The following is a 22,301-nucleotide window of genomic DNA, read 5'->3' as shown; positions in this document are numbered from 1 at the left end:
CTGCTGTGCTGCGCCGCCGCGGAGGGCGCCGCGCTGGCCGCCGCCGCCGAGGCGCTGCCGCTGGAGCGCGCCGCGACGGCCTACAACGGCGACTCCCTGCACGACCCCGGCGACGACCAGCCCTGGCGCCAGGTGCACGGCATGGTCCAGCGCACCCAGTACGCACTGGAGCTGTGCGCGCCGCTGCTCGGCCGGCAGGCCGGTCCCCCGCTGGCGGCGCTGACCGAGCTGGCCCGGATCCTCGGCCGGCACCGGGACGCGGCGGACTCCGCCGAGGCGGCCGCGCTCGCCGCGCTGACCCCCCGGATAACCCCCGCCACCGGCTACGTCCTCGGCGTGGTCCATGCTGATCAACGCCTGGAGGTGGAAGCAGCCCGCCACGCCTTCGGCACGACCTGGCCCGACCTCTACCGCTCCGGATGGCTGACCGACGCATGGCTGACAACTACCTGAACAGGGTCCGGCTCGGCAAAGAGGACAAGGGGGCCGGGGCGGAGCCCGTCCGCGCCGCGGGCGTGGTGCTGTGGCGGCCCGGGCAGGGCCGGGGCACGCAGGTGGAGCCGGAGCTGGCGCTGGTGCACCGGCCCAAGTGGTTCGACTGGACCTTCCCCAAGGGGAAGCTGGAGCCCGGCGAGCGGTCCAAGGACGCCGCCCGGCGCGAGGCGCTGGAGGAGACCGGCATTCGGGTGCGGCTCTGCTTCCGGCTGCCGACCCGGCACTACACGGCCAAGGGCCGGCCCAAGCGGGTCCGCTACTGGGCCGCGGTCCCGGTCAGCGGCGCGTTCGAGCCCAACCGCGAGGTGGACCGGCTGGTGTGGCTGCCGGCCTCGGAGGCGCGCAAACGGCTGAGCTACGAGCACGACCGGGAACTGGTCGACGCGCTGCTGGACGAACTGCTCGGCGACGGATTCTGAGCGTCCGCCAGGTTTATCCCGCTGTGTCGTCACCGTGGCGAAACCGTTACTACCGCACGGCGTATCCCGGCGTCCGTTCGAGGTTCACCTTCCGTTCATTCGGGCTGGCCTGGCGCTTCACCTCCCCGGCCTAACGTCCTGGTTATCGGAGGTCGTACGGCCCCGGACACTAGCGAAGCCCCAGGTCAGGGTCTGCCGAAACGGCGGCTGGAGGCCTGTGGCCCCCAGAAAGGGACACCAAGTGAAGCTCCAGCGGAACGGCCGCACCAAGGCCCTCGCCATCGGCGCCGTGGCGGTCGTCAGCTCGCTGACGCTCGCGGCGTGCGGCTCCGACAACAACAACACCAACGCCGGCAGCAGCACCAGTGCTGCTGCGACCACTGCCGCCGCAGGCGCCAGCACCGCAGCCGGCTCCGACTGCGGCAGCGGCCAGCTCCTGGGCGCCGGCTCCACTGCGCAGCAGAACGCCGTGACCCAGTGGGTCAAGGACTTCCAGGCCAAGTGCCCCGGCGTCACCATCAACTACAACGGCAACGGCTCCGGCGCCGGTATCACCAGCTTCGCCTCCGGCAAGGTCGCCTTCGCGGGCTCCGACGCCGCCCTGAAGCCGGCCGACGTCACCGCCGCCAAGAGCGCCTGCCCCGGCGGCACCGCGATCGACCTGCCGATGATCGGCGGCCCCATCGCGATCGGCTACAACGTCCCCGGCGTGACCGGCCTGATCCTCGACGCCCCGACGCTGGCGAAGATCTTCAACGGCAAGATCACCAACTGGAACGACGCGGCCATCAAGGCGCTCAACCCGACGGCCACCCTGCCGAACCTGGCGATCCAGACCTTCCACCGCTCGGACGGCTCGGGCACCAGCGCCAACTTCACCGCCTACCTGGCGGCCACCGCCGCCTCCGACTTCCCCTACGCGGCCAGCAAGCTGTGGCCGGCCAAGTCGGGCCAGTCCGCCACCGGTTCCTCGGGCCTCGCCGCCCAGGTGAAGTCGGTCAAGGGCGCGATCTCCTACTTCGAGCTCTCCTACGCCACCGCGGGCAACATCACCACCGCGAAGATCGCGACCGGCGCCTCCGCCCCGGTCGAGGCCACCGCCGCCAACGCCTCCACCGCCATCGCGGACGCCACCACCGTCGGCACCGGCGCGGACCTGGCGCAGAAGCTCAACTACGCCACCAAGGCCGACGGCGCCTACCCGATCACGCTGCTGACCTACGAGATCGTCTGCGACAAGGGCAACAAGGCCGCCACCCTGCCGGCCCTGAAGGCCTTCCTCAACTACACGGTCAGCTCCGCCGGCCAGAGCTCGGTCTCCTCGCTCGGGTACTTCCCGCTGCCGGCGGCCCTGCAGGCCAAGGTGACGGCCGAGATCGCGGCCCTCTCCTAGTCACAGGAGCCGGTGCCGGCCGGTCCTGTCCCTGGGGGGAGACAGGACCGGCCGGTGCCACCCGGCACCGCCCGGCACCATGCAGCACTGAAACACCTAGCAGCACTGAAACACCTCGCAACCCGCCCGACCGTCAGTCCGGTGCACCGCCGCCAGGCGACGTCCTCAGGACGCCGCCACCCAGACCGGAGAAGTCATGGACACACCCGACACGGCACCTCCGCAGGACGTGCCAACCTCACCAGACCTCCTCGCCGACAGCCCCGACGGGCCGCGGCGGGGCTCCCGCATGTCCGACGCCAGGCCCGCCCCGGGCAAGCGCCAGGCCGGAAAGGTCCGCATAGGCGACCGGTTGTTCGCCGGCTCCTCGCGCGGCTCCGGCATCGTGCTGCTGGTGGTGATGGCCGCCATCGCGGTCTTCCTCACCATCCGCTCGGTCAACGCGATCAGCCACGACCAGGGCAACTTCCTCACCACCTTCGAGTGGAACACCCAGGAAGGCGCCCCGCTCTCCTTCGGGATCGCGGTGCTGGCCTTCGGCACCATCGTGAGCGCACTCGTCGCCATGATCATCGCTGTGCCGGTGGCGATCGGGGTGGCCCTGTTCATCTCGCACTACGCGCCGCGCCGGATGGCGCAGGCCCTCGGCTATGTGATCGACCTGCTCGCCGCCGTCCCGAGCATCGTCTACGGCCTGTGGGGCGCGCTGTTCCTGGTGCCGCACATGCTCGGCGTCAACGCCTGGCTGAACCAGTACTTCGGCTGGACCTACCTCTTCGGACAGTCGCAGCCCGGCGCCCAGCCCCGCAGCCTCTTCAGCGTCGGCGTGCTGCTGGCCATCATGATCCTGCCGATCATCACCGCGGTCAGCCGGGAGATCTTCCTGCAGGTGCCCAAGATGTACGAGGAGGCGGCGCTGGCGCTCGGCGCCACCCGCTGGGAGGTCATCCGCACCTCGGTGCTGCCCTTCGCCCGCTCCGGCATCATCAGCGCCTCGATGCTCGGCCTCGGCCGCGCCCTCGGCGAGACCATGGCCGTGGCCACCGTGCTCTCCCCCAGCCTGCTGCTCAGCTTCCACATCACCGACCCGGGCGGCAGCACCATCGCCCAGAACATCGCCACCCAGTTCGGCGAGTCCCAGGGTGTCGGCCGTGATGCGCTGATCGCCTCCGGCCTGGTCCTGTTCATCATCACCCTGCTGGTCAACGGCGGCGCTCGCCTGATCATCGCCCGTCGCAAGGAATACTCGGGGGCGAACGCCTGATGCTGCACCTTCCCGGGGGACGACCCCCCGTACCCCCACGTGAACCCGCAGTCGGCGGCCCTGGGCACACGGCCTTCGCGAGGAGTAGCTGATATGAGCACCATCTCCACCTCCCCGCGCCGCTCCCCGCTGCAGGGTTCGCTGAAGGAGCGCCGGCTCCCCCGCTGGACCCCGGTCGCGACCGTCGCCGGCGCCGTCGCGCTCGCCGTCGTCCTGGGCGTGGTCTTCGACATCACCAGCCATCTCCAGTGGGGCCTGATGGCCGCGATCTTCTTCGTGGCCGGCCAGTACCTGCTGGCCCGTCAAGTCGAAGGCCCGCGCCAGGCGAAGAACGGCCTGGTCAGCAGTCTGGTCTGGGTGGCCTTCCTGCTCGCCCTGCTGCCGCTGTTCGGCCTGCTCTACTACACGATCTCCAAGGGCGCCAGTGTCATCAACGGCACCTTCCTGACCCACTCGATGAACCTGATCTCGCCCAACCAGGTCGGCGGCGGGCTCTACCACGCGCTCATCGCCACCCTGGAGCAGGTCGGCATCGCCACCCTGGTGGCGACCCCGCTGGGCGTCCTGACCGCCGTCTACCTGGTCGAGTACGGCAACGGCGGCCCGCTGGCCAAGGCCGTCAGCTTCTTCGTCGACGTGATGACCGGCGTGCCCTCGATCGTGGCCGGCCTGTTCATCCTGACCTTCTGGATCGTCATCCTCAACCAGCCGTACACCGGCTTCGCGGGCAGCCTGGCGCTGATGATCCTGATGCTGCCGGTCGTGGTCCGCTCCACCGAGGAGATGCTCAAGCTCGTCCCCAACGAGCTGCGCGAAGCCAGCCTCGCCCTGGGCGTGCCCAAGTGGCTGACCATCCTCCGGGTCGTGCTCCCCACCGCCATCGGCGGAATCACCACCGGCGTGATGCTGGCCATCGCCCGCATCATCGGTGAGACGGCCCCCATCCTGATGCTGGTGTTCGGCACCGATGTGATCAACACCAACCCCTTCAAGGACCCGCAGTCGTCACTGCCGCTGTACGTGTACCAGCAGTACGCCGCCGGGACCGACGCCTCACAGGCGCGGGCCTGGGGTGCGGCGCTGGTGCTGATCGCGCTGGTCATGCTGCTCAACCTGGTCGCCCGCGGGATCGCCCGCTGGAAGGCTCCGAAGGCCTCGCGCTGACGCGCGCCGGCCGGCCACTCCTTGATCACGTCGCGGCACACCACAGACTTTCAGAACGGACACCACACATCATGGCCAAGCGCATCGACGTCAGCGGGCTCAACGCCTACTACGGCAGTTTCCGAGCGGTCGAGGACATCTCCATGACCGTCGAACCCCGCTCCGTGACGGCCTTCATCGGCCCGTCCGGCTGCGGCAAGTCCACCTTCCTGCGGACCCTGAACCGGATGCACGAGGTCGTGCCCGGCGCCAGGGTCGAGGGCAAGGTCATGCTGGACAACGAGGACCTGTACGGCAACGGGATCGACCCGGTCGCCGTGCGCCGCACCATCGGCATGGTCTTCCAGCGCCCCAACCCCTTCCCCACCATGTCCATCAAGGAGAACGTGGCGGCCGGGCTCAAGCTCAACGGGGTGCGCAACAAGAAGCTCGTCGACGAGGCGGTCGAGCGCTCGCTCAAGGGCGCCAACCTCTGGAACGAGGTCAAGGACCGCCTCGACCGCCCCGGCGCGGGGCTGTCCGGCGGCCAGCAGCAGCGGCTCTGCATCGCCCGCGCGATCGCGGTCGAGCCGCAGGTCCTGCTGATGGACGAGCCCTGCTCCGCGCTGGACCCGATCTCCACCCTCGCCATCGAGGACCTGATCGGGGAGCTCAAGGAGCAGTTCACCATCGTCATCGTCACCCACAACATGCAGCAGGCCGCCCGCGTGAGCGACCGCACCGCGTTCTTCAACCTCTCCGCGGTGGGGCAGCCGGGGCGGCTGATCGAGATCGACGCGACGGAGAAGATCTTCTCCAACCCGTCCGTCCAGGCGACCGAGGACTACATCTCCGGCCGCTTCGGCTGACCGGTCGCGCTGCGCAACGACTACTCCGCGGCGCTGCTAGGCGGTGCCGCCGCGGAGTAACTGGAAGGGCCCGCTCACCCGTGAGCGGGCCCTTCGCCAGGTCCGTCGCCCCGCCCCGTGCGTTGTCCCCCGCCATGTAACCCGGCGACGGGTCAGCCGATGATCGCCCAGCTGATCCAGAACACCACGGCGGCGACGATCCCCGCGGCCGGCATCGTCAGGAACCACCCGATCACGATGTTCTTGGCAACGCCCCACCGCACCGCCCGCACCCGCTTGGTCGCGCCGACCCCCATGATCGCCGAAGTGATGATGTGGGTCGTGGAGACCGGCACCTTGTAGGCGTAGGCCGTCACGTACAGGATCGTCGCGCCGACCGACTCCGCGGCGAACCCCTGCGGGGGGTCCAGCTCGATGATCTTCCGGCCCAGGGTGCGCATGATGCGCCATCCGCCGGCCCAGGTGCCCAGCGACAGCGCGAGCGCGGTACTGGCCTTCACCCAGATCGGGATGTCGGTGCCGGAGTAGTGGTTGGAGATGGTCAGCGCCATCACCACGACGCCCATGGTCTTCTGCGAGTCCTGAAGCCCGTGGCCCAGCGCCATCGCCGCCGCGGAGACCGTCTGCGCCATCCGGAAGTTCCGCTTGGCCTTGTGCGGATTGGCCCGGCGGAAGATCCACATGATGGCGAGCATCACCGCGAAGCCGAGGATCAGGCCGACGACCGGCGAGGTGATCATCGGGATGATCACCTTCTCCCACACCCCGGCCCAGTACACGTCGGTGCCGCCGACGATCGCCGCCCCCACCATCCCGCCGAACAGCGCGTGCGTGGAGGAGGAGGGCAAGCCGAAGTACCAGGTGATCAGGTTCCAGGTGATCGCACCGATCAGCGCCGCCCAGAGGATGACCATCCCCTTGGTGCCGTGCGGCGTCTCGATGATCCCCTTGCTGACGGTCTGTGCGACACCGACCCCGAGGAAGGCGCCGGCCAGGTTCATCACCGCGGCCATCATCAGCGCGACCTTGGGCGTGAGCGCCCTGGTCGACACCGAGGTGGCGATGGCGTTGGCCGAGTCGTGGAATCCGTTGGTGTAGGCGAAGCCGAACGCCACGCCCACCACGAGGATCAGTCCGAGCATGTTCACTCAGCGTCTCCGTACAGATCCTGGGCGCAGCGGACGCCGACCGACATGGGGGTTCGTGGGGGTTCGGGGGGGTCGCTCCCCGGATAGTTGGAGCAAGTGGCTCAGGACTCCTTGACGGCGATGGTCTCCACCGTGTTCGCCACATGTTCGAACGCGTCGGCGGCCTCTTCGAGGACGTCCACGATCTGCTTGAGCTTCAGCACCTCGATGGCCTCGTAGCTGCCGCCGAAGAGGTGCGCCAGCAGCTTGCGGTGGATCTGGTCGGCCTGGTTCTCCAGCCGGTTGACCTCGATCCAGTACTCCGCGAGGTTGTCCATGGTGCGGAGGTTGGGCATCGCGGCGGCGGTCAGGTCGGCCGCCCGGGCCAGCACCTCGATCTGCTGCTCGACGCCCTTGGGCAGGGCCTCGATCTCGTAGAGGACGACCAGGTCGACCGCTTCCTCCATGAAGTCCATGACGTCGTCCAGCGACGACGCCAGGCTGTAGATGTCCTCCCGGTCGAACGGGGTGATGAAGGAAGAGTTCAACTGGTGGAAGATCGCATGCGTGGTGTCGTCGCCCGCGTGTTCGGCGGCGCGCATCCGTTCGGCGAGTTCCGGCCGCGCCGACACGTCCGCGCCGAGGAGTTCCAGCAGGAGCTTCGAGCCCGTGACAATGTTGTCCGCCGACGTTGCGAACATGTCATAGAAGCTCGTCTCCCGGGGGGTCAGACGAATACGCACAGAGGTCTCCGAAGTACAGGGTGCGGTCGGATGAGATGCTAGGCGCTGTGTGGTCTCCGCTTTTCCAGTGGGGTGTCAGTCCGATGGGGTGGCAGCGCCGGCACCCGTGCCTGGACTCATCCTCGCCTACAGAACAGCAGGATGCCGCGCAGGGGCTGTGCACCATCAGTGTGACGGATGGCTGACCGGAAAGCTTCCCTGCGATGCCGCTGTGCTCACACGGCCTTCACGACTGCCCGGCGGCCGCGCCATACGATGGAACGGTGGCGGAAAACACAGCAGAGGCGACGGCGGCCGCCGTGACGGCGACCGCGTCCGAGGACTCCCCCCGGGGTCCGCACGGGTACAGCCCGCAACGGGACGCGCACATCAAGCGGCTGCGCCGGATCGAGGGTCAGATCCGGGGGCTGCAGCGCATGGTGGAGGAGGACGTCTACTGCATCGACATCCTCACCCAAGTGTCGGCCAGTACCAAGGCGCTCCAGTCCTTCGCGCTGAGCCTGCTGGAGGACCACCTGCGGCACTGCGTCGCGGAGGCGGTCAACAGCGGCGAGCCGGAGGGCGAGGCTGGAACCTACACCGACAAAGTGGCCGAGGCGACTGCGGCGATCGCCCGCCTGCTGCGGACCTGACACCGCGGGACCTGACCGCTGCGGCTACTCCTGCAGCAGGCCGTCCCGCTGGGCGGGGACCCGACGGACCTGCCGGTCCGCCTCGTCGTCGGCATGGTCGTTCGAACGGATCGCGGCCACCCGGAGGACCTGGTCGATGCGGTCCGGCGAGAGGCGGTCGAACGGGGTGGCCGCGGCGGCGATGATCAACTCGCCGTACAGCTCAATCTCCGCGAGGGCCACCGGGTCGTGCGCAGCCACACGAACCACCTCCTCGTCAGGGAACGGAGTAGTCGACCCTCCGACCAGAGTAGGGAGCGCACAGGGGGCGCGCATGGCACATCCGGGTCATTTCCCTGCCCCCCGTTTGGTGCAAGCGCACTACCGCCACCGGCGGCCCCTACTTCGAGGACTGGGCCCCGTAGATGTCCTTGGAGCCGGGCAGCGACACCTTCACCGGCAGGCCGAAGCCCGAGAACACCGAGTTCGACACCACCTCGACCTGGTCCTTCGCCGCGCTCGACCCGGCGACCTGGCTGAAGGTGAAGGTCTCGGTGACCCGGTGGATCCGCCCGTGCGAGTCCAGCCAGACCTGGTACGGGACCTGCTTGACCGTGAACGTCTTCGCCCCGAGGGCGAGGCCGGCCCCGGCCCCGCCGCCGGTGGCGGCCGACGCCTTGGCCAGGTCGAGGGTGCCCTGGTACTGCTTGAGCACGGTGCCGTCGACCGTGCTGGAGCCGACCAGCTTGGCCGTCAGCACCCCGCGCAGGGCGTTGGCGGCGCTGGCGGGGTCGGTCGCCCCGCTGCTCACCAGGTTCCCGTCGGCCAACTGCTGGACGTTGACCTCCACCCACTTGCCGGCCGGGACCTTGGCACCGCTGTTCTGCATGTAGACGATGCCGGGGCTGACCACCTCGACCAGCTTGCCGGTGGTGCTGCCGCCGGGCGGGACGGTGACCTCCAGCCGCCCGAGCCGGCTGCTGTAGTCGTAGGCGCCGGTCCCGTGCAGGGTGACCTTCTTGGTGGGCGAGGAGGTCTGCAGGGTGGTGGTGTCCTGCACCGAGCCGGTGCGGCCGGTGATGTCGGCGGCGTTCCGCACCGCGGTCAGCGGATCCGCCGCCAGCGTGTCGGCCGCGCCCGCCCTGGCGGCCGCCGCGGCCGCGTCCGAACTGCTCGCGGCGCCGCCGGCGCTGGAGCAGCCCGACAGCACCCCCGCCAGCAGGCCGGTCATGGCGGCGGCGACCGGTACGACGCCTGCGGCGCGAAGGCCCTGTCGGTTCACCACGGAGCACACCCATCCCTCGTACAGCACCTGCACTGCGACATGTCCGACACAGCGCGGCCATCCAACGACACGTCCGACGCCCGAGTCCGGGCTCTCCAGCACCAACGAGAAAAGGTGCCGGAAGTTACGGCGCCCCGGGGGAATCGGACCGGGGCAGGGGCGGGTTAACGTGAACCATGTGCACAGCGACACTCCGGATCTCCCCCATCCGGGTCCCGGGGCTGCCTCGATGGCCCTGACCCATGTGACGACTATCGACGAGCGGGGCTCCTTCGCGACGGCGCGGTGCAGTTGCGGCTGGGTGTCCTCGGCCAGGCGTTCGCGCGACAAGGCCCGCAAGGACGCCGCGAAACACGAGGCCGAGCAGTAGCCGAGGGTGGCTCGAAGCAGGCGAACCGGCGGGTACGGTTCCGACGTCAGTTGGGTCGAGACGGTTCGGCTGCTCCCAGAATGAGGTCCGGCATGGGCGAAACGATCACCTCCAGGCGGACCGTGCTGCGGGCCGGCGCCGTGGCAGCCGCAGGGGCAGCAGGTCTGACGGCGTGTTCGAAGAACGGCGGCACGACCCCGGCCGGCTCCGGCACGGGCGCCGCCCCCGCTTCGAGCGGGTCCCCGTCCGCCGCCGCTGTGACCTCCGCCTCCCCGAGCACCGCGGCCACCACCCCGGCCAGGGCCGCCGACTGGACGGCGCTGGGCAAGGACCTGGACGGGCTGCTGATCCGCCCCGGCGACAGCCGCTACGACTCCGCCCACCGGCTGTTCCAACCGCAGTACGACTCGCTGCAGCCGAGCGGCGTCGCCTATGTCGCCGGGGCGCACGACGTGGCGACCTGCCTGGCCTTCGCCCGAAAGCACGGGGTGCCGGTGGCCGCGCGCAGCGGCGGACACAGCTACGGCGGCTGGTCCTCGGGCAGCGGCCTGGTCCTGGACGTCGGCAAGCTGAACTCGGTGTCCGCCTCCGGCGGCGGCGCCACCGTGGGCGCGGGAGCCCGGCTGATCGACGTCTACACCGGTCTGGCCGGACGGGGCGTCACCGTCCCGGCCGGCTCCTGCCCGACGGTCGGCGTCACCGGCCTGGCGCTCGGCGGCGGGGTCGGGGTGACCGGCCGCGCCTACGGCCTGACCTGCGACAGCATCGACAGTGTGGAGCTGGTGACCGCCGACGGCCGGACCCTCACCGCCGGCGCCTCCAGCCACTCGGACCTCTACTGGGCGCTGCGGGGCGGGGGCGGCGGCAACTTCGGCGTGGTCACCTCGCTGTCCTTCCGCACCCACCCGGCGGCGGAGTGCGCCTACGGCTTCCTCAGCTGGCCCTGGTCCAAGGCGGCGGCGGTGGTGCGGGCCTGGCAGGCCTGGGCGCCGAGCGCGCCGGACGCGCTCTGGGCCGATCTGCACCTGCTGGTGTGGGCGGACGGCCGGACCCAGCTCGGCACCACCGTCAACTACCTGGGCCCGCAGAGCGAGCTGTCGAACCAGGTCGACCGACTCTCCGTCACCCCGTCCTCGGTCTCCCTGCACACCCGCTCCTACCTGGAGACGATGCAGGTGATGGGCGGGGTGTCCGGCTGGTCGCAGGCCGCCTCGCACCTCCCCGGCAGCCTGCCGGGGCAGAGCCCCTCGGGCCGGGTGACCCGCGAGTCCTACGGCGCCAAGTCGGACGTCTTCACCCGCCCGCTCAGTGAGGCGGGGGCCGAGGCCCTGGTCGCGGCCATCAACCGCTACCCGCGGACCGGCCCAGCCGGCGGCAGCGCGGGGGTCGCCTTCGACGCACTGGGGGGCGCGATCAACCGCGTCGGCGCGGCGGACACCGCGTTCGTCCACCGCAACGGCCTGTTCACGGCCCAGTACACGGCGAACTACCCGGCGGGCGTGGTCGGGGGCACCGGGGCGGACCGGTCGTGGGCCTGGCTCACCGGCGTCTGGTCGGCGATGCGTCCCTACGCGAGCGGGGAGGCCTACCAGAACTACATCGACCCCCGGCTCTCCGGCTGGGAGCAGGCCTACTACGGCGCCAACGCCGCGCGGCTGCGGAGCGTGAAGCGTACCTACGACCCGGGCGGCATGTTCCGCTTCCCGCAGTCGGTCCCGCTGGGGTGACTGCACCGTCAGGGGCGCGGGGAACTGCGCGGCCGACCGTCTACCAGCCGCAGCCGATGAACCGTCAGAACCCCTAGGCGGCGAGTTCGTCCGGCGCGTCCGGGGTCTCCGGGAGGGACCGCGCCGGCCCAGGGGCGACCCTGGTGCGGCGCCCCCGCTGCGGCGCGCGCACCAGCGGAGCCGCGGCGGTGCGGGCGACCGCGTGGACGAACGGGGCCAGTACCGCCATCGCAATGGGCGCCAGCAGCAGTGTCGTCGCCGTGCCCAGGGCGAACCCGCCGATGATGTCGGTGGGGTAGTGGACGCCCATGAAGACCCGCAGCAGCCCCTCGAACCCGGCCAAGCCGAGCGCGACCATGCCGAATCTGCGGTTCACCAGGATCAGGCCGACCGCGAGTGCCATGGTGAAGGTGGCGTGATCGCTGGCGAAGGAGCCGTTGGCCTGATGGTCCATCAACAGGTCCAGCTGTCCGGGATGTGAGACGAACGGGCGTGGCCGCTCCACCAGCGCGCGCACCGGGACGTTCAGGATCAGCGCCGCGCCGGCCGCCAGGCCGGCCCAGAGCACCCCGGCCACCGACTCGGCCGCGTCCGGGCGGCGCCGGGCCCAGAGCCAGGCGCCGAGCAGCACCAGCACCGAGGCCAGCGGCACGCCGTACTCGCCGAGGAAGCCGAGGGCGCTGTCGACCGGGTGCGGCAGGTCGCGGGCGAATCCGTTGACGGTGGAGGTCAGCGACCAGTCGAGGTCCCCGCCCTCGCCGTCAGACAGCAGCAGCAAAGTCGCCACGCCAGACCTCCGCGATTTCTTCGCCCGACTTGTACGGCAAGGTCAAGTGTCCTCTTCCTGCATCGGGCACAACGGCGCGAATCGCCCAAAGTGTTCCGGGAGGGGCCGAAGTTATTGGAACGTGACGCGACACTCACCACTCCGCCACAAGCCCGGGTCCTGACCGTGACGATTTCTCAGGGAGTGAGACGCGTCAGCTCGTCACCGGCGCCCCTCCATTGGCGATGGCGCCGCCGGGCTGGAGGGTCGGCAGGGCAGCGGCGCCGCTCGCGGTGACCCTGGTCGCACCGAAGTAGTCGCCCTCGGAGGCGACGGAGTCGTAGCGGATCACGGCACCGGTGTGCGGCGCGTTGATCATCATGCCGCCGCCGACATAGATGCCCACATGGTGGATCTGGGTCGGGTCGTGCGGGTCGTGCGAGAAGAACACCAGGTCGCCGGGCTGGAGCTGACTGAGGGTCGGGTGCGGACCGGCGTACCACTGGTCGGCGGCGACCCGGGGCAGGGTGATGCCCACGCTGGCGTACGCCGCCTGGGTGAGACCGGAGCAGTCGAACTGGTAGTTCTGCGAGGCGAGGCCCTCTCCGCCCCAGAGGTAGGGGGTGCCGAGCTTGCTCTGCGCGTAGTAGATGGCCCCGGCGGCCTGGCTGGAGAAGCTGACAGTCGTGGCCCCGGTGAAGGACTCCGCGAGCTTGGTGATGGAGGTGACGTAGTTCTGCGTCTCCGAGAAGGAGGGGACGCCCTTGGCACTGATGACGGCGTAGGGCCCCGCGTTGTAGGCGGCCAGCATGTTGGCGGTGTGGTTGCCGGGGACGTTGGCGGTGTCCTTGGCCAGGGCGCAGTCGTAGGTCGCGGCGGACGGGATGGCGTCCGCGGGGTTCCATACGTCGGGCGTATGGGTATGAGTGGGGTCGATCCCGTAGATGGCCCAGGTCGCCGGCATGAACTGGGCGATTCCCTGGGCGCCGACCGGACTCACGGCCTTGGGGTTGAACCCGCTCTCCTGGTACATCTGCGCCGCGAGCAGAGGGGGCGTCAGTTCGGGGCAGAGCGAGCCCCATCTCTGGATCAGCGCGGCATAGCCCGAGGGCACGGTCCCCGGCGCGAGCTGGACCGCGCCCTGGGCCTGGGCCTGGAGCATCGACCCCGAGGCGGTGTACGTGCCAATGACGACAAACAGTGCGACACCGAGCGCCGTGACACTGCCTCCGCCGATGAGCGCCCAGGCCCGACGCAGCGTCATGAGGCGCGGGGGGTCGCGTTGTCGGCGCTGAGGAGGTGCAGTGGTAGTGGACGGACCACCAGCCGCCCCATAGTGCGCATGTGCCACCGGCCTTTGCCTCGGGAACCTGCAGATGCCCCCACAGAGTCTGGACCAGGGCGTTGCTCTGCGCAATCAGTAGTGATACACACGGTTAGCGGTAGGCTCGACCGAGCGGCTGCAGGACCCATGAGGCCCAATGTTGGCATCTGTGGCGCACAACTCAACGACGATCCTCTGGAAAGTGGCCAAGTCGACTTCGGTTCTGGCCAACAATAGGGCCGGGCCCTACACCACGGCCGGGTGCGGGGCTTTGAATGATGATCAGGTAGGTGATTGTTTTGTATCTCAGTGCCAGCAAGGGTGACATCAACACCATCATCGGCGGGATCGCCCCCAACTGGGGTCCCTTCGCCAGTCTGGGCTCCGAGGCCAAGACCATGGTGGAGGTCATCATGGCCGTCGCCATCCTCGGCTGTCTCGCCATCGCCATCTGGGGCGCGGCGAAGCAGCGGATCGGCGCCACGGCACTGCGGGACACCTTCAGTGCGGAACAGGGGAAGGGACTGATCGTCGCCGGTTTGACCGGCGTGTTCATCATCGGATCGCTCGGTACGTTGTTCACCATTGTGTATGGCATGGCGATCTGACGACACGTTTAATCTGATCGCGCAGCTGTGCGATTGAAGTGACGTGATACGTACTGGTGCGGTGAGGCCCTCCCCACGGGTCGCCGCCGCCCGGGTGCCGCTGTCGCGACCGTCCCTGTCCACGTCCGCCTGTAGCCATCCGCCCGTAGCCGACGACCGTCTACCCGCCCACCCTCGTCCCAAGGGGGCCGCTGTGTCAGCGCCTGACGACCAGCCGCATACGCGTACCCGCTATCCGGCCGGGACCCCGTCACCCGGCGCACCGGAGGCGGGTGGTCGTCGATCCCTCAGGACGCTGGTCGCGGTCCTGGGGATGGTAGCCGTGCTGGTCCTGGCCGTGGCCGTACTGAACCGCACCTCCGGGTCGTCGACCGGGGCCGCCACGGCGCCGTCCTCGACGGCGAAGGCCGCGACGTCCGGCGACAACGCCACCGCCCCCACCGGCACCCAACCGGTCACCACCACCCAGAACGGCATCGCCACCGGCTACCCCCACACCGACGAGGGCGCCCAGTCAGCAGCCGTTAACTACGCCGACGCGTTGGGTTCCAGCGACATGTACGCCTCCACGAAGCGGCATGCCATAGTCACCACGATCACCACTCCCGGCGCGTCCGCGCGCCTCCAGAGCACTCTGGACTCCCAGTACACAGAGCTGAACAAGACGCTCGGTCTGAAGGACGGCGTGGCACCTGCCGGACTCACGTTTGTCAGCCGCCCCCTGCCGGTCGGCACCAAGCTGGACAGCTACGGCGGGGATGCCGCCACGGTGGAGGTATGGAGCGACCAACTCGGCGGCCTGGCGGGAACGGGCTCGACGAAGCCGGTCACCGAGTACTGGTACACGCTCACCATGCACCTGCAGTGGAGTGGGAACGATTGGAAGATCGCCTCCTACACCTCCGTGGATGGTCCGGCGCCCATCAGCGGCAACCAACAGGCCTCCTCGGCGCAGTCGCTCTCCGCAGCAGTCAACCAGTTCGGAGGGCTTCGCTATGCGCGCTGATCCACGTCGTATCGGTCTGCTGGCCGGAGCGCTGACCACGGTCCAACTGGGATTCGTCTACCTGGCAGGCATGGCCTCCGCCGCGCCGTCCCCCTCCCCCAAACCGAGCGCCAGCGTCAACTGCAACGGGCTCATCGGACCTGGGAAGGCGATCTGCGAACAGGGCAATTCCAACGTCACCAACCCGGTCACGTCCACCCTGGACCCGCTCCAGTCCCTGGCCAACGGCTGCTCCACCGCCGCCGCGTGGGTCGTGCGGAAGCTCTCGGACGGGATCAACTCGACGACCAACGTCGACTTCACCAACCCGACCTTCCTGAAGCAGTACGCGGTGGTCTTCGCCGCCTCCACCTTCCTGACCCTGATCTTCTGGCTCCTCGCCGTGGCCAAGCGGGCCGTCCGCGGTGTGCCGATCCACACGGCGATAGGAGAGGCCATCGGCTTCCTCTGGCTGACCGTGATCGCGTCGGCGTTCACCCCGCTGGTGCTCTACACCGTCGTCAGCGCCACCGACGGCATCACCGCCGCCATCGCGTCCGGCACCAAGACGGACACCACCAACTACCTGGGCACCTTCGCCGACACCCTCACCGGAGGCAACCTCGGTGGCGGCCCGATCATCCAGGTCATGGTCTCCCTGGTGGCGATCCTCGCCGCCGCCGTGCTGTGGCTGGAGATGCTGATCCGGGCCGCGATGCTCTACGTCGGCGCGCTCCTCGGCACCGCCGTCTACGCCGGCCTGGTGGACCGTCAGCTGTGGAAGCACGTCCGCCGCTGGGCCGGGCTGATGGTGGCGGTGGACCTGATCAAGCCGGTGATCGTGATCATCCTGGGCCTGGCCGGGGCCATCGCCTCCAACGCCGGGGCCAACGACGCCTTCTCCACCGTCCTCGCCGGACTGGCGATCCTCGCGCTGTCGATCTTCGCCAGCACCGCGATCTACCGCTTCGTACCGGGCTTCGGCGACGACATGGCAGCGATGCGGCAGGCCCGCGCCTCCGCGGTCAGCGCCGGCTCGGCCGTGGTCAACGGCCCGGCGAACTTCATGAAGCAGGGCATCAACACCCACGCCGGACGCGAGTCCGAAGGCGGCGGACAGGGCGGAGCCCGCAGCGGCGGCGGCGCGGGCGGCGGCAGCGTGACGCCCGGCATCGCCGCCCACGGCTCGCGAGGGCCCCGCGGTGGCGCCGCCCCGGCGCCACCGGCACAGAACAAGGGAGGCGTGTCCGACCGCGCCCCCGCAGGAACGGGTAACAGCAGCATGAGCAAGGGGGCGCGGCCGTGACCACCCAGCCAGTCGGTGGCTACCGACGCACCTATCTGATCGGCAAGGCGAAGCCGAACGCCCTGATCGGGAAGAACCGGGAGACCGGCGAGGTCTTCCTGATCATCTTCGGGGCGTTCCTGGGGATGATGTGGGGGCTGCTCTTCACCGCCTTCCTCCCGCTGCGGCTGATCGGCCTGGTCGCCTTCCCGCTGATCGCCTTCGCCGTCGTCTACCTGCCCTACCGCAAGCGGACGATCTACAAGTGGGCCGAGATCAACCGCAGCTACCGCCGCACCGTCCGCTCCTCCGCCACGGCCACCTACCGGGCCGACGTGATGGAGGCCGGCACCCGGCTGGACGGGCGCGAGGTCGAGATCGGACCGCCGCCCGGCATCGGGCGGATCCGCTGGCTCGCCGCGCCGTTCGGTCCGGACGAGGTGACCGTGCTGCTGCACCTCACCCGGAAGACCGTCACCGCGGCGATCGAGATCGAGGGCCCGGGCGTGGGCCTGCGCGACTCCGAGGACCAGGAGGCGCTGGTCGAGCGCTTCGGCACGCTGCTCAAGCACGTCGCCAACGGCGACGGCTTCGTGACCCGGCTCCAGGTGCTGGCCCGCACCCTCCCGGCGGACCCGGACGCGCACGCCAAGGACGTGGCCCGGCGCGGCGACCCCGAGTCGCCGCAGTGGCTGAAGGACTCCTACGACCAGCTTCAGTCCATGGTCTCCACCTCCTCCGAGCAGCACCGCGCCTACCTGGTCGCCTGCATGCCGTACACCCGGGAGCTGGCCGCCGAGGCCCACGCCATCGGCCGGACCGCCCACATAAGGGCACGCGGCGACGAGGGCCTGGCCGCGGTGATGGCCCGTGAGCTCACCGACATCTGTGCCCGGCTGGCCGAGGCCGACATCCGGGTGCGGCAGCCGCTGGGCCAAGCCCGGCTGGCGTCCCTGCTGCACTCCATGTACGACCCGGACCACCAGATCGACCACATCCAGGCGATGTCCCGGCGCAACGCCTGGCCGGCCGAGCTGGACGCCACCGACGCCAACTTCCTCCAGGCGAAGACCCGCGAGTCGGAGACCCGCGAGCCCTGGTGCCACGCCACCGCGTGGGTGAAGGAGTGGCCGCTCACTCCGGTGGGCGTCAACTTCCTGGCCCCGCTGCTGGTGCACACCCCGGACGTGATCCGTACGGTCGCGGTCACCATGGACCTGGAGCCGACCGACGTCGCCATCGAGCGGATGCTGACCGAGAAGACCAACGACGATGCCGAGGCGAGCCGGCAGGCGAAGATGAACCGCACCGTCGACCCCCGCGACGCCGCCCACAGCGGCCGGGTCGACCAGCGCGGCGAGGACCTCGCCTCCGGTGCGGCGGGCGTGAACCTGGTCGGCTACATCACCGTGAGCTCCCGCACGCCGGAGGCGCTCGCCAGGGACAAGCGGACGATCCGCGCCTCGGCCGGCAAGAGCTACCTCAAGCTGGAGTGGTGCGACCGGGAGCACCACCGGGCGTTCGTGAACACCCTCCCGTTCGCCACCGGCATCCGCCGCTGACCCCGTACCCGTCCTGGTAGTCCTGGTAGTCCTGGTACTCCTCGTCCCCGTAACCCCTGAATCTCCCCGAACCCTGGAGGCATCGCATGGCGGCACCCGTGGGCGGCCTGACCGACGCCTTCACCAGTTTCCTGTTCGGCAAGATGGAGACCACCCGGCTCCCGGTGCGCACCTCCACCGGCCAGGCCCAGGCGGTCTACCTGCCGACGGCCGCACCCGGTCTGGGCGACTCCGGGGTGATCATCGGCCGGGAGGTCTACAGCGGCAAGGGCTACGTCTACGACCCCTTCCAGCTGTACGGGCAGCAGCTGCCGGCCCCGCACTGGCTGGTGCTGGGCGAGTCCGGCAACGGGAAGTCCGCGCTGGAGAAGACCTATGTGCTGCGCCAGTTGCGGTTCCGGGACCGGCAGGTGGTGGTCCTGGACGCCCAGGGCGAGGACGGCGTCGGCGAGTGGAACCTGATCGCCAAGGCACTCGGGATAACGCCGGTGCGGCTGGACCCGCAGGCGGCCCTCAACGGCGGCGTGAAGCTCAATCCGCTGGACCCGGCGATCACCCTCACCGGGCAGCTGGCGCTGTTGCGCACCATCATCGAGGTGGCGATGGGCCGCAGCCTCGACGAGCGGGCCGGCTTCGCGCTGAAGGCCGCGCACGCCCACGTCATCGCCACCCGGCAGGAACGCCAGCCGATCCTCGGCGACATCATCGACACCCTGCGCTCCCCCAACACCGACTCCATCGACCCGCTGGGCGTCTCCCTGGAGGACATCCAGACCTGGGGCCTGGACGTCGCCCTGGTGCTGGACCGGCTGGTCGACGGCGACCTGCGGGGCATGTTCGACGGTCCGACCACCACCGACATCGACCTCGACGCGCCGCTGATCGTCTTCGACCTGTCGCACATCGACCGCAACTCCATCGCGATGCCGATCCTGATGGCCATCGTCGGCGTCTGGCTGGAGCACACCTGGCTGCGGCCCGACCGGAAGAAGCGAATCTTCCTGGTCGAAGAGGCCTGGCACATCATCAACTCCCCTTTCGTGGCCCAGCTGTTCCAGCGGCTGCTGAAGTTCGGACGGCGGCTCGGCCTGTCCTTCGTGGCCGTGGTGCACCACCTCTCCGACGTCATGGACGGCGCGGCGGCCAAGGAGGCGTCGGCGATCCTGAAGATGGCCTCGACCAGGACCATCTACATGCAGAAGGCGGACGAGGCGCGGGCCACCGGGCGGGTGCTGGGGCTGCCGCGCTGGGCGGTGGAGATCATCCCGACGCTGTCGCCCGGCATCGCGGTCTGGGACGTCAACGGCAATGTCCAGGTGGTGAAGCACCTGATCACCGAGCACGAGAGACCGCTCGTCTACACCGACCGCGCGATGACGGAGGACGCCATCATCGAACGCACCCGGGCTTCCAAACAGCTCGCGGACGACCCGGCGGCATGATGTCGTCCATGCAGCAGCCGAACGGCGGCGGTGCCGGCTACCGGCGGCCGGGGGACGGAAGGGGCCCCGCCGTGCCGCCGCGGAAGGGCATACCGGACGGGGCCATCGTCGGGGTGCTGGCGACCCTGCTCGGCACGACCACGCTGGTATGGCTGTCGACCGCGCTGGGCGCCCTGGTGACGCACGGTCATCTGCCGCACCCGTTGCCGTTCGGCGGCACGCCGACGGCGATCCGGAACCTGGCCACCGAGCCGAACCGGATGGCGGCGGCCTGGCCGGGGACGCCGCCCGCGCAGCTGCCGTCACCGGCCGCGTTCTGGACCACCTTCTTCGTGCTGCTGGCCCTGCTGATCGCGCTGGCGCTGACAGTACTGACGGCGTGGATGCGGCTGCGCGCCGCGCGGCGGATGCAGCAGCAGGAGCAGCGGGTGCCGGCGCAGGAGCCGGTGCGGGAGCCCGTGGCGGTGCCGCTGCCCCGGGCCGAGCGGCTCCCCCGGACCGGAGCCGAGGCCGAGCCGGTCACCATCCACAAGACCGCCGGCGCACCGGCCCCCGCCGTCGCTCCCCCGGACCGGGTCCCCGCTTCCGCCCCGGTGCCCGAGGCGGCGCCCCCCTTCGCCTTCCCCGCCGGGATGACCGCCCTGCTGGTGCCGGACAGCGGCTCGGCCCCGTACCGGCGGCGGCTGCTGCAGCGGGCCGTGGGGACCGCGACCGGGCCGGTCCTCGTCGTCACCGACGACCTCGCCCTGTGGGAGGCCCGCCCCCCGCACCGGGACGCCCGGCTCTACGACCCGCTGCGGCTGGTGACCGCCCTCGACGACCCGGACACCCGGGTCCGCTGGGCCCCGCACGAACACTGCGACGACCCCTCGGTCGCCGCCGTCCGGGCCCGCGCGCTGCTCGCCCCGACCGCCCGCGGCGACGGCTCCACCAGCTCCTCCAGCGCCTCGCACGAGCGCTCCGTCCAGGAGACCGCGCAGACCGTGCTCCGCTGCTGGCTGCACGCCGCCGCACTGGACGGCCGCCCGTTCCGGCACATCCAGCGCTGGGCCTCCGGCAGCAACCGCCAGGAGGCCCTCGGCATCCTGCGCAACGCGGACCCGCACACGGCGGCGGACGGCTGGGACGGCGAACTGCAGACGGTGCTCACCCACTCCACCGAGCTGCGCGACTCCGCGCTCCGACGGATCAGCGGCGCCCTGCAGTCGCTGTCGGAGCTCCAGGTGCAGCAGGCCTGCGCGCCCTCGGCAACTTCCTCGGCAACTGACAGCCTTGATGTGGAGTCAGTTCTACGTCATCGGGGAACCCTGTATGTACTGGGTCGCGCCACCGAGACCAGGATCGGCAGTAACGGTTCCGCAGAACGCAGCGTGATGCCCCTGCTGAGCGCGCTAGTGGAAGACGTGGTCGAGCGCGGCCGGCGCATGGCCGTACGGTCATCCTCCGGTCGGCTCGACCCACCACTGCTGTGCGTGCTCGACAACGCGCCCGCGGTCGCGCCGTTCCCCGGCCTGCCCGAGCTGATGGCCCGCGGCGGCCCGCTCGGCCTCGCCGGCGTCGCCGTCTTCCGCTCCCCCGAACAGGCCCGGCTGCGCTGGGACGAGCGCGCCGTCCACAGCCTGTGGACGAGCGCCGATGCCCGGGCGCTGCTCGGCCCGCTGCCCGGCTCCGGCATCGACGGCCTGCTGCGCGCGCTGGGGAGCGGGTCGGCGGAGTGCGAGTCGGCGGCCGCGGGCGGGGCACTGGACAAGTGCGAGCTGGTGCTGCTCGCGGACCGGAAGGCCGCACAACGCTTCCGCATCGAAGGTTCGTCGGCGGAGGGTGCTCCCGTACGCTCATGACTCCGAACGAGTGAGAGCGGGCAGCGGAGCGATGAGCGGCGACAGCGGGTGGGGCGGCCCGGCCGGTCCCGGCGGCCGGCCTGGCGGCTGGCAGGGTGGGCCCGGCGGTCCTGCCGGCTGGCCGAGTGGGCCTGGTGGTCCTGGCGGCCGGCCGGGCGGTCCCGGCGGCGCCGGTTGGCCGCCCGGGGCCGGCTACCCGGGCTGGGGCTTCATGCCCCTGCCGCCGCTCCCACCCAAGCCCGGTGTGGTCCCGCTGCACCCGCTGTCCGTCGGCGACGTCTTCGGCGGTGTCTTCGCCACCCTGCGCCGCTACTTCCTGGCGGTGTACGTCCCCCTGGCGCTGACCACCCTCGGCGGCCTGCTGGTCCTCGGCGTCCTCGCCGCCGTCGCCTACAGCCCGGTGCAGAGCATCTACGACGCCGCCCGCGACGACTCCGGCTTCACCCCGAGCAGCGGTCAGGCGCTCACCATGATCGGCTTCGGCGGCGGAGCCTTCCTGATCATCGCCCTCACCGGCCTGGCCTGCTACGTGGTGGGCTCGACCACCAGCACCGCGGTACTGCGCCACGCGGTCCTGGGCCGGAAGGTGACGGTGCGCCAGGTGTGGGGCGAGTCGCGTCCGCACCTGTGGCGGGTGCTCGGCGCGGGCCTGCTGCTGAGCGCGGGCGGCGCGGTGGCCATGCTGCTGGCGTTCGGCGTAGCGGCGGGCATCGGCGTCGCCGCTGGGAGCGGGGCGGCCTTCGGGCTGGTCCTGCTGCTGTTCTGGCTGGTCACGTCGGTCACGGTGCTGTACGTGACGGTGCGGCTGGTCCCGCTGGTCCCCGTCGTGGTGCTGGAGAACCAGCGACCGTTCGCCGCCCTGCGCCGAGCCTGGAGGCTCAACGAGGGCGCCTGGTGGCGCAGCTTCGGCATCCCCTACCTGATCGGCCTGGTGGGCTCGATCGCCGGCCAGGTGATCATGGTGCCCGCCGTGGTGATCGGCACGCTCCCGCTGTTCGACCAGCTCGGCCGGACCCCGGACACCGCCCCCACCATGCACGTC

The 22,301-nt window shown here is 70.5% G+C and carries 22 protein-coding genes; 16 read left to right on the top strand and 6 right to left on the bottom strand.

Annotation, left to right across the window (positions count from 1 at the left end; translation table 11 throughout):
• The 6 genes from TR46_RS43510 to pstB form a co-directional block, all read left to right on the top strand.
• A partial coding sequence (locus tag TR46_RS43510) for a CHAD domain-containing protein (protein WP_439654406.1) occupies positions 1–453 on the top strand: 453 nt, incomplete at its 5' end.
• Positions 435–914 carry an NUDIX hydrolase gene (locus TR46_RS33260; protein WP_084719149.1) on the top strand — a complete coding sequence of 160 codons (480 nt, stop codon included), beginning with the start codon at positions 435–437 and terminating at the stop codon, positions 912–914. The genes TR46_RS43510 and TR46_RS33260, both read left to right, overlap by 19 nt.
• Positions 915–1,155: 241 nt before the next feature.
• Entirely contained in the window at positions 1,156–2,307 is a 1,152-nt protein-coding gene (gene pstS / locus TR46_RS33255; protein WP_042409506.1) for a phosphate ABC transporter substrate-binding protein PstS, read from the top strand.
• A 289-nt stretch (positions 2,308–2,596) separates the two neighbouring features.
• Entirely contained in the window at positions 2,597–3,571 is a 975-nt protein-coding gene (pstC, locus tag TR46_RS33250) for a phosphate ABC transporter permease subunit PstC (protein ID WP_042409503.1), read from the top strand.
• A gap of 93 nt (positions 3,572–3,664) precedes the next feature.
• Complete coding sequence (gene pstA, locus TR46_RS33245) at positions 3,665–4,735, top strand: phosphate ABC transporter permease PstA (protein ID WP_042409500.1); 1,071 nt, start codon at positions 3,665–3,667, stop codon at positions 4,733–4,735.
• A 71-nt stretch (positions 4,736–4,806) separates the two neighbouring features.
• Complete coding sequence (gene pstB / locus TR46_RS33240) at positions 4,807–5,583, top strand: phosphate ABC transporter ATP-binding protein PstB (RefSeq protein WP_042409497.1); 777 nt, start codon at positions 4,807–4,809, stop codon at positions 5,581–5,583.
• A 152-nt stretch (positions 5,584–5,735) separates the two neighbouring features.
• On the opposite strand, the gene TR46_RS33235 is transcribed toward pstB, so the two are convergent.
• Both TR46_RS33235 and TR46_RS33230 read right to left on the bottom strand, forming a co-directional pair.
• Positions 5,736–6,725, bottom strand: coding sequence for an inorganic phosphate transporter (locus TR46_RS33235; protein ID WP_439654407.1), 990 nt, complete (start codon positions 6,723–6,725; stop codon positions 5,736–5,738).
• A 107-nt stretch (positions 6,726–6,832) separates the two neighbouring features.
• Positions 6,833–7,453 carry a DUF47 domain-containing protein gene (locus TR46_RS33230; RefSeq protein WP_042409492.1) on the bottom strand — a complete coding sequence of 207 codons (621 nt, stop codon included), beginning with the start codon at positions 7,451–7,453 and terminating at the stop codon, positions 6,833–6,835.
• Positions 7,454–7,656: 203 nt separating this feature from the next.
• On the opposite strand from TR46_RS33230, the gene TR46_RS44775 reads away from it, so the two are divergent.
• On the top strand, positions 7,657–8,085 hold the full coding sequence (locus TR46_RS44775) for a metal-sensitive transcriptional regulator (protein WP_084719147.1): 429 nt from the start codon (positions 7,657–7,659) through the stop codon (positions 8,083–8,085).
• 24 nt (positions 8,086–8,109) lie between these two features.
• Here TR46_RS44775 and TR46_RS43330 read toward each other — a convergent pair whose 3' ends face one another.
• Together TR46_RS43330 and TR46_RS33215 are read right to left on the bottom strand one after the other, a co-directional pair.
• A complete protein-coding gene (locus TR46_RS43330) occupies positions 8,110–8,334 on the bottom strand; it encodes a hypothetical protein (protein ID WP_042409486.1) in 225 nt (74 codons plus the stop codon).
• A 130-nt stretch (positions 8,335–8,464) separates the two neighbouring features.
• Entirely contained in the window at positions 8,465–9,349 is an 885-nt protein-coding gene (locus tag TR46_RS33215) for an SCO4651 family lipoprotein (protein ID WP_152626825.1), read from the bottom strand.
• Between the two features lie 178 nt (positions 9,350–9,527).
• Between TR46_RS33215 and TR46_RS43325 the strand changes: the two genes are divergently transcribed.
• Both TR46_RS43325 and TR46_RS33210 read left to right on the top strand, forming a co-directional pair.
• On the top strand, positions 9,528–9,719 hold the full coding sequence (locus TR46_RS43325; protein WP_152626824.1) for a hypothetical protein: 192 nt from the start codon (positions 9,528–9,530) through the stop codon (positions 9,717–9,719).
• Between the two features lie 92 nt (positions 9,720–9,811).
• Positions 9,812–11,446, top strand: a complete 1,635-nt coding sequence (locus TR46_RS33210; RefSeq protein ID WP_042409483.1) for an FAD-binding oxidoreductase — start codon at positions 9,812–9,814, stop codon at positions 11,444–11,446.
• 73 nt (positions 11,447–11,519) lie between these two features.
• Here TR46_RS33210 and TR46_RS33205 read toward each other — a convergent pair whose 3' ends face one another.
• The gene (locus TR46_RS33205; RefSeq protein WP_042409480.1) at positions 11,520–12,233 is read right to left on the bottom strand and encodes a phosphatase PAP2 family protein; all 714 of its coding nucleotides are present in this window, start codon (positions 12,231–12,233) and stop codon (positions 11,520–11,522) included.
• Positions 12,234–12,426: 193 nt separating this feature from the next.
• Entirely contained in the window at positions 12,427–13,476 is a 1,050-nt protein-coding gene (locus TR46_RS33200) for a bifunctional lytic transglycosylase/C40 family peptidase (RefSeq protein ID WP_042409477.1), read from the bottom strand.
• Positions 13,477–13,835: 359 nt separating this feature from the next.
• Here TR46_RS33200 and TR46_RS33195 point away from each other — a divergent pair, with 359 nt between their 5' ends.
• From TR46_RS33195 to TR46_RS42800, 7 genes are all read left to right on the top strand, one after another.
• Positions 13,836–14,144 carry a DUF8827 family protein gene (locus TR46_RS33195; protein ID WP_030255873.1) on the top strand — a complete coding sequence of 103 codons (309 nt, stop codon included), beginning with the start codon at positions 13,836–13,838 and terminating at the stop codon, positions 14,142–14,144.
• Positions 14,145–14,337: 193 nt separating this feature from the next.
• Positions 14,338–15,150: a DUF8175 domain-containg protein gene (locus tag TR46_RS33190; RefSeq protein WP_042409471.1), complete on the top strand. Its 813-nt coding sequence runs from the start codon at positions 14,338–14,340 to the stop codon at positions 15,148–15,150.
• On the top strand, positions 15,140–16,435 hold the full coding sequence (locus TR46_RS33185; RefSeq protein ID WP_042409469.1) for a hypothetical protein: 1,296 nt from the start codon (positions 15,140–15,142) through the stop codon (positions 16,433–16,435). Before TR46_RS33190 ends, TR46_RS33185 begins: the two co-directional genes overlap by 11 nt.
• A complete protein-coding gene (locus tag TR46_RS33180) occupies positions 16,432–17,976 on the top strand; it encodes an SCO6880 family protein (protein ID WP_042409467.1) in 1,545 nt (514 codons plus the stop codon). The genes TR46_RS33185 and TR46_RS33180 overlap by 4 nt, the downstream gene beginning before the upstream one ends.
• Positions 17,977–18,062: 86 nt before the next feature.
• A complete protein-coding gene (locus TR46_RS33175; RefSeq protein ID WP_042409463.1) occupies positions 18,063–19,418 on the top strand; it encodes an ATP-binding protein in 1,356 nt (451 codons plus the stop codon).
• Positions 19,419–19,426: 8 nt separating this feature from the next.
• Positions 19,427–21,259 carry a type IV secretory system conjugative DNA transfer family protein gene (locus tag TR46_RS33170; protein WP_052433315.1) on the top strand — a complete coding sequence of 611 codons (1,833 nt, stop codon included), beginning with the start codon at positions 19,427–19,429 and terminating at the stop codon, positions 21,257–21,259.
• 211 nt (positions 21,260–21,470) lie between these two features.
• On the top strand, positions 21,471–22,301 hold an 831-nt coding region (locus tag TR46_RS42800), incomplete at its 3' end, for a hypothetical protein (RefSeq protein WP_161790246.1).

The organism is Streptacidiphilus carbonis (assembly GCF_000787775.1).
In the GTDB taxonomy this organism is placed as follows: Bacteria; Actinomycetota; Actinomycetes; order Streptomycetales; family Streptomycetaceae; genus Streptacidiphilus; species Streptacidiphilus carbonis.
Note: the sequence above shows the minus strand (reverse complement) of the source record. Positions and strands in the feature narration are given on the sequence as shown.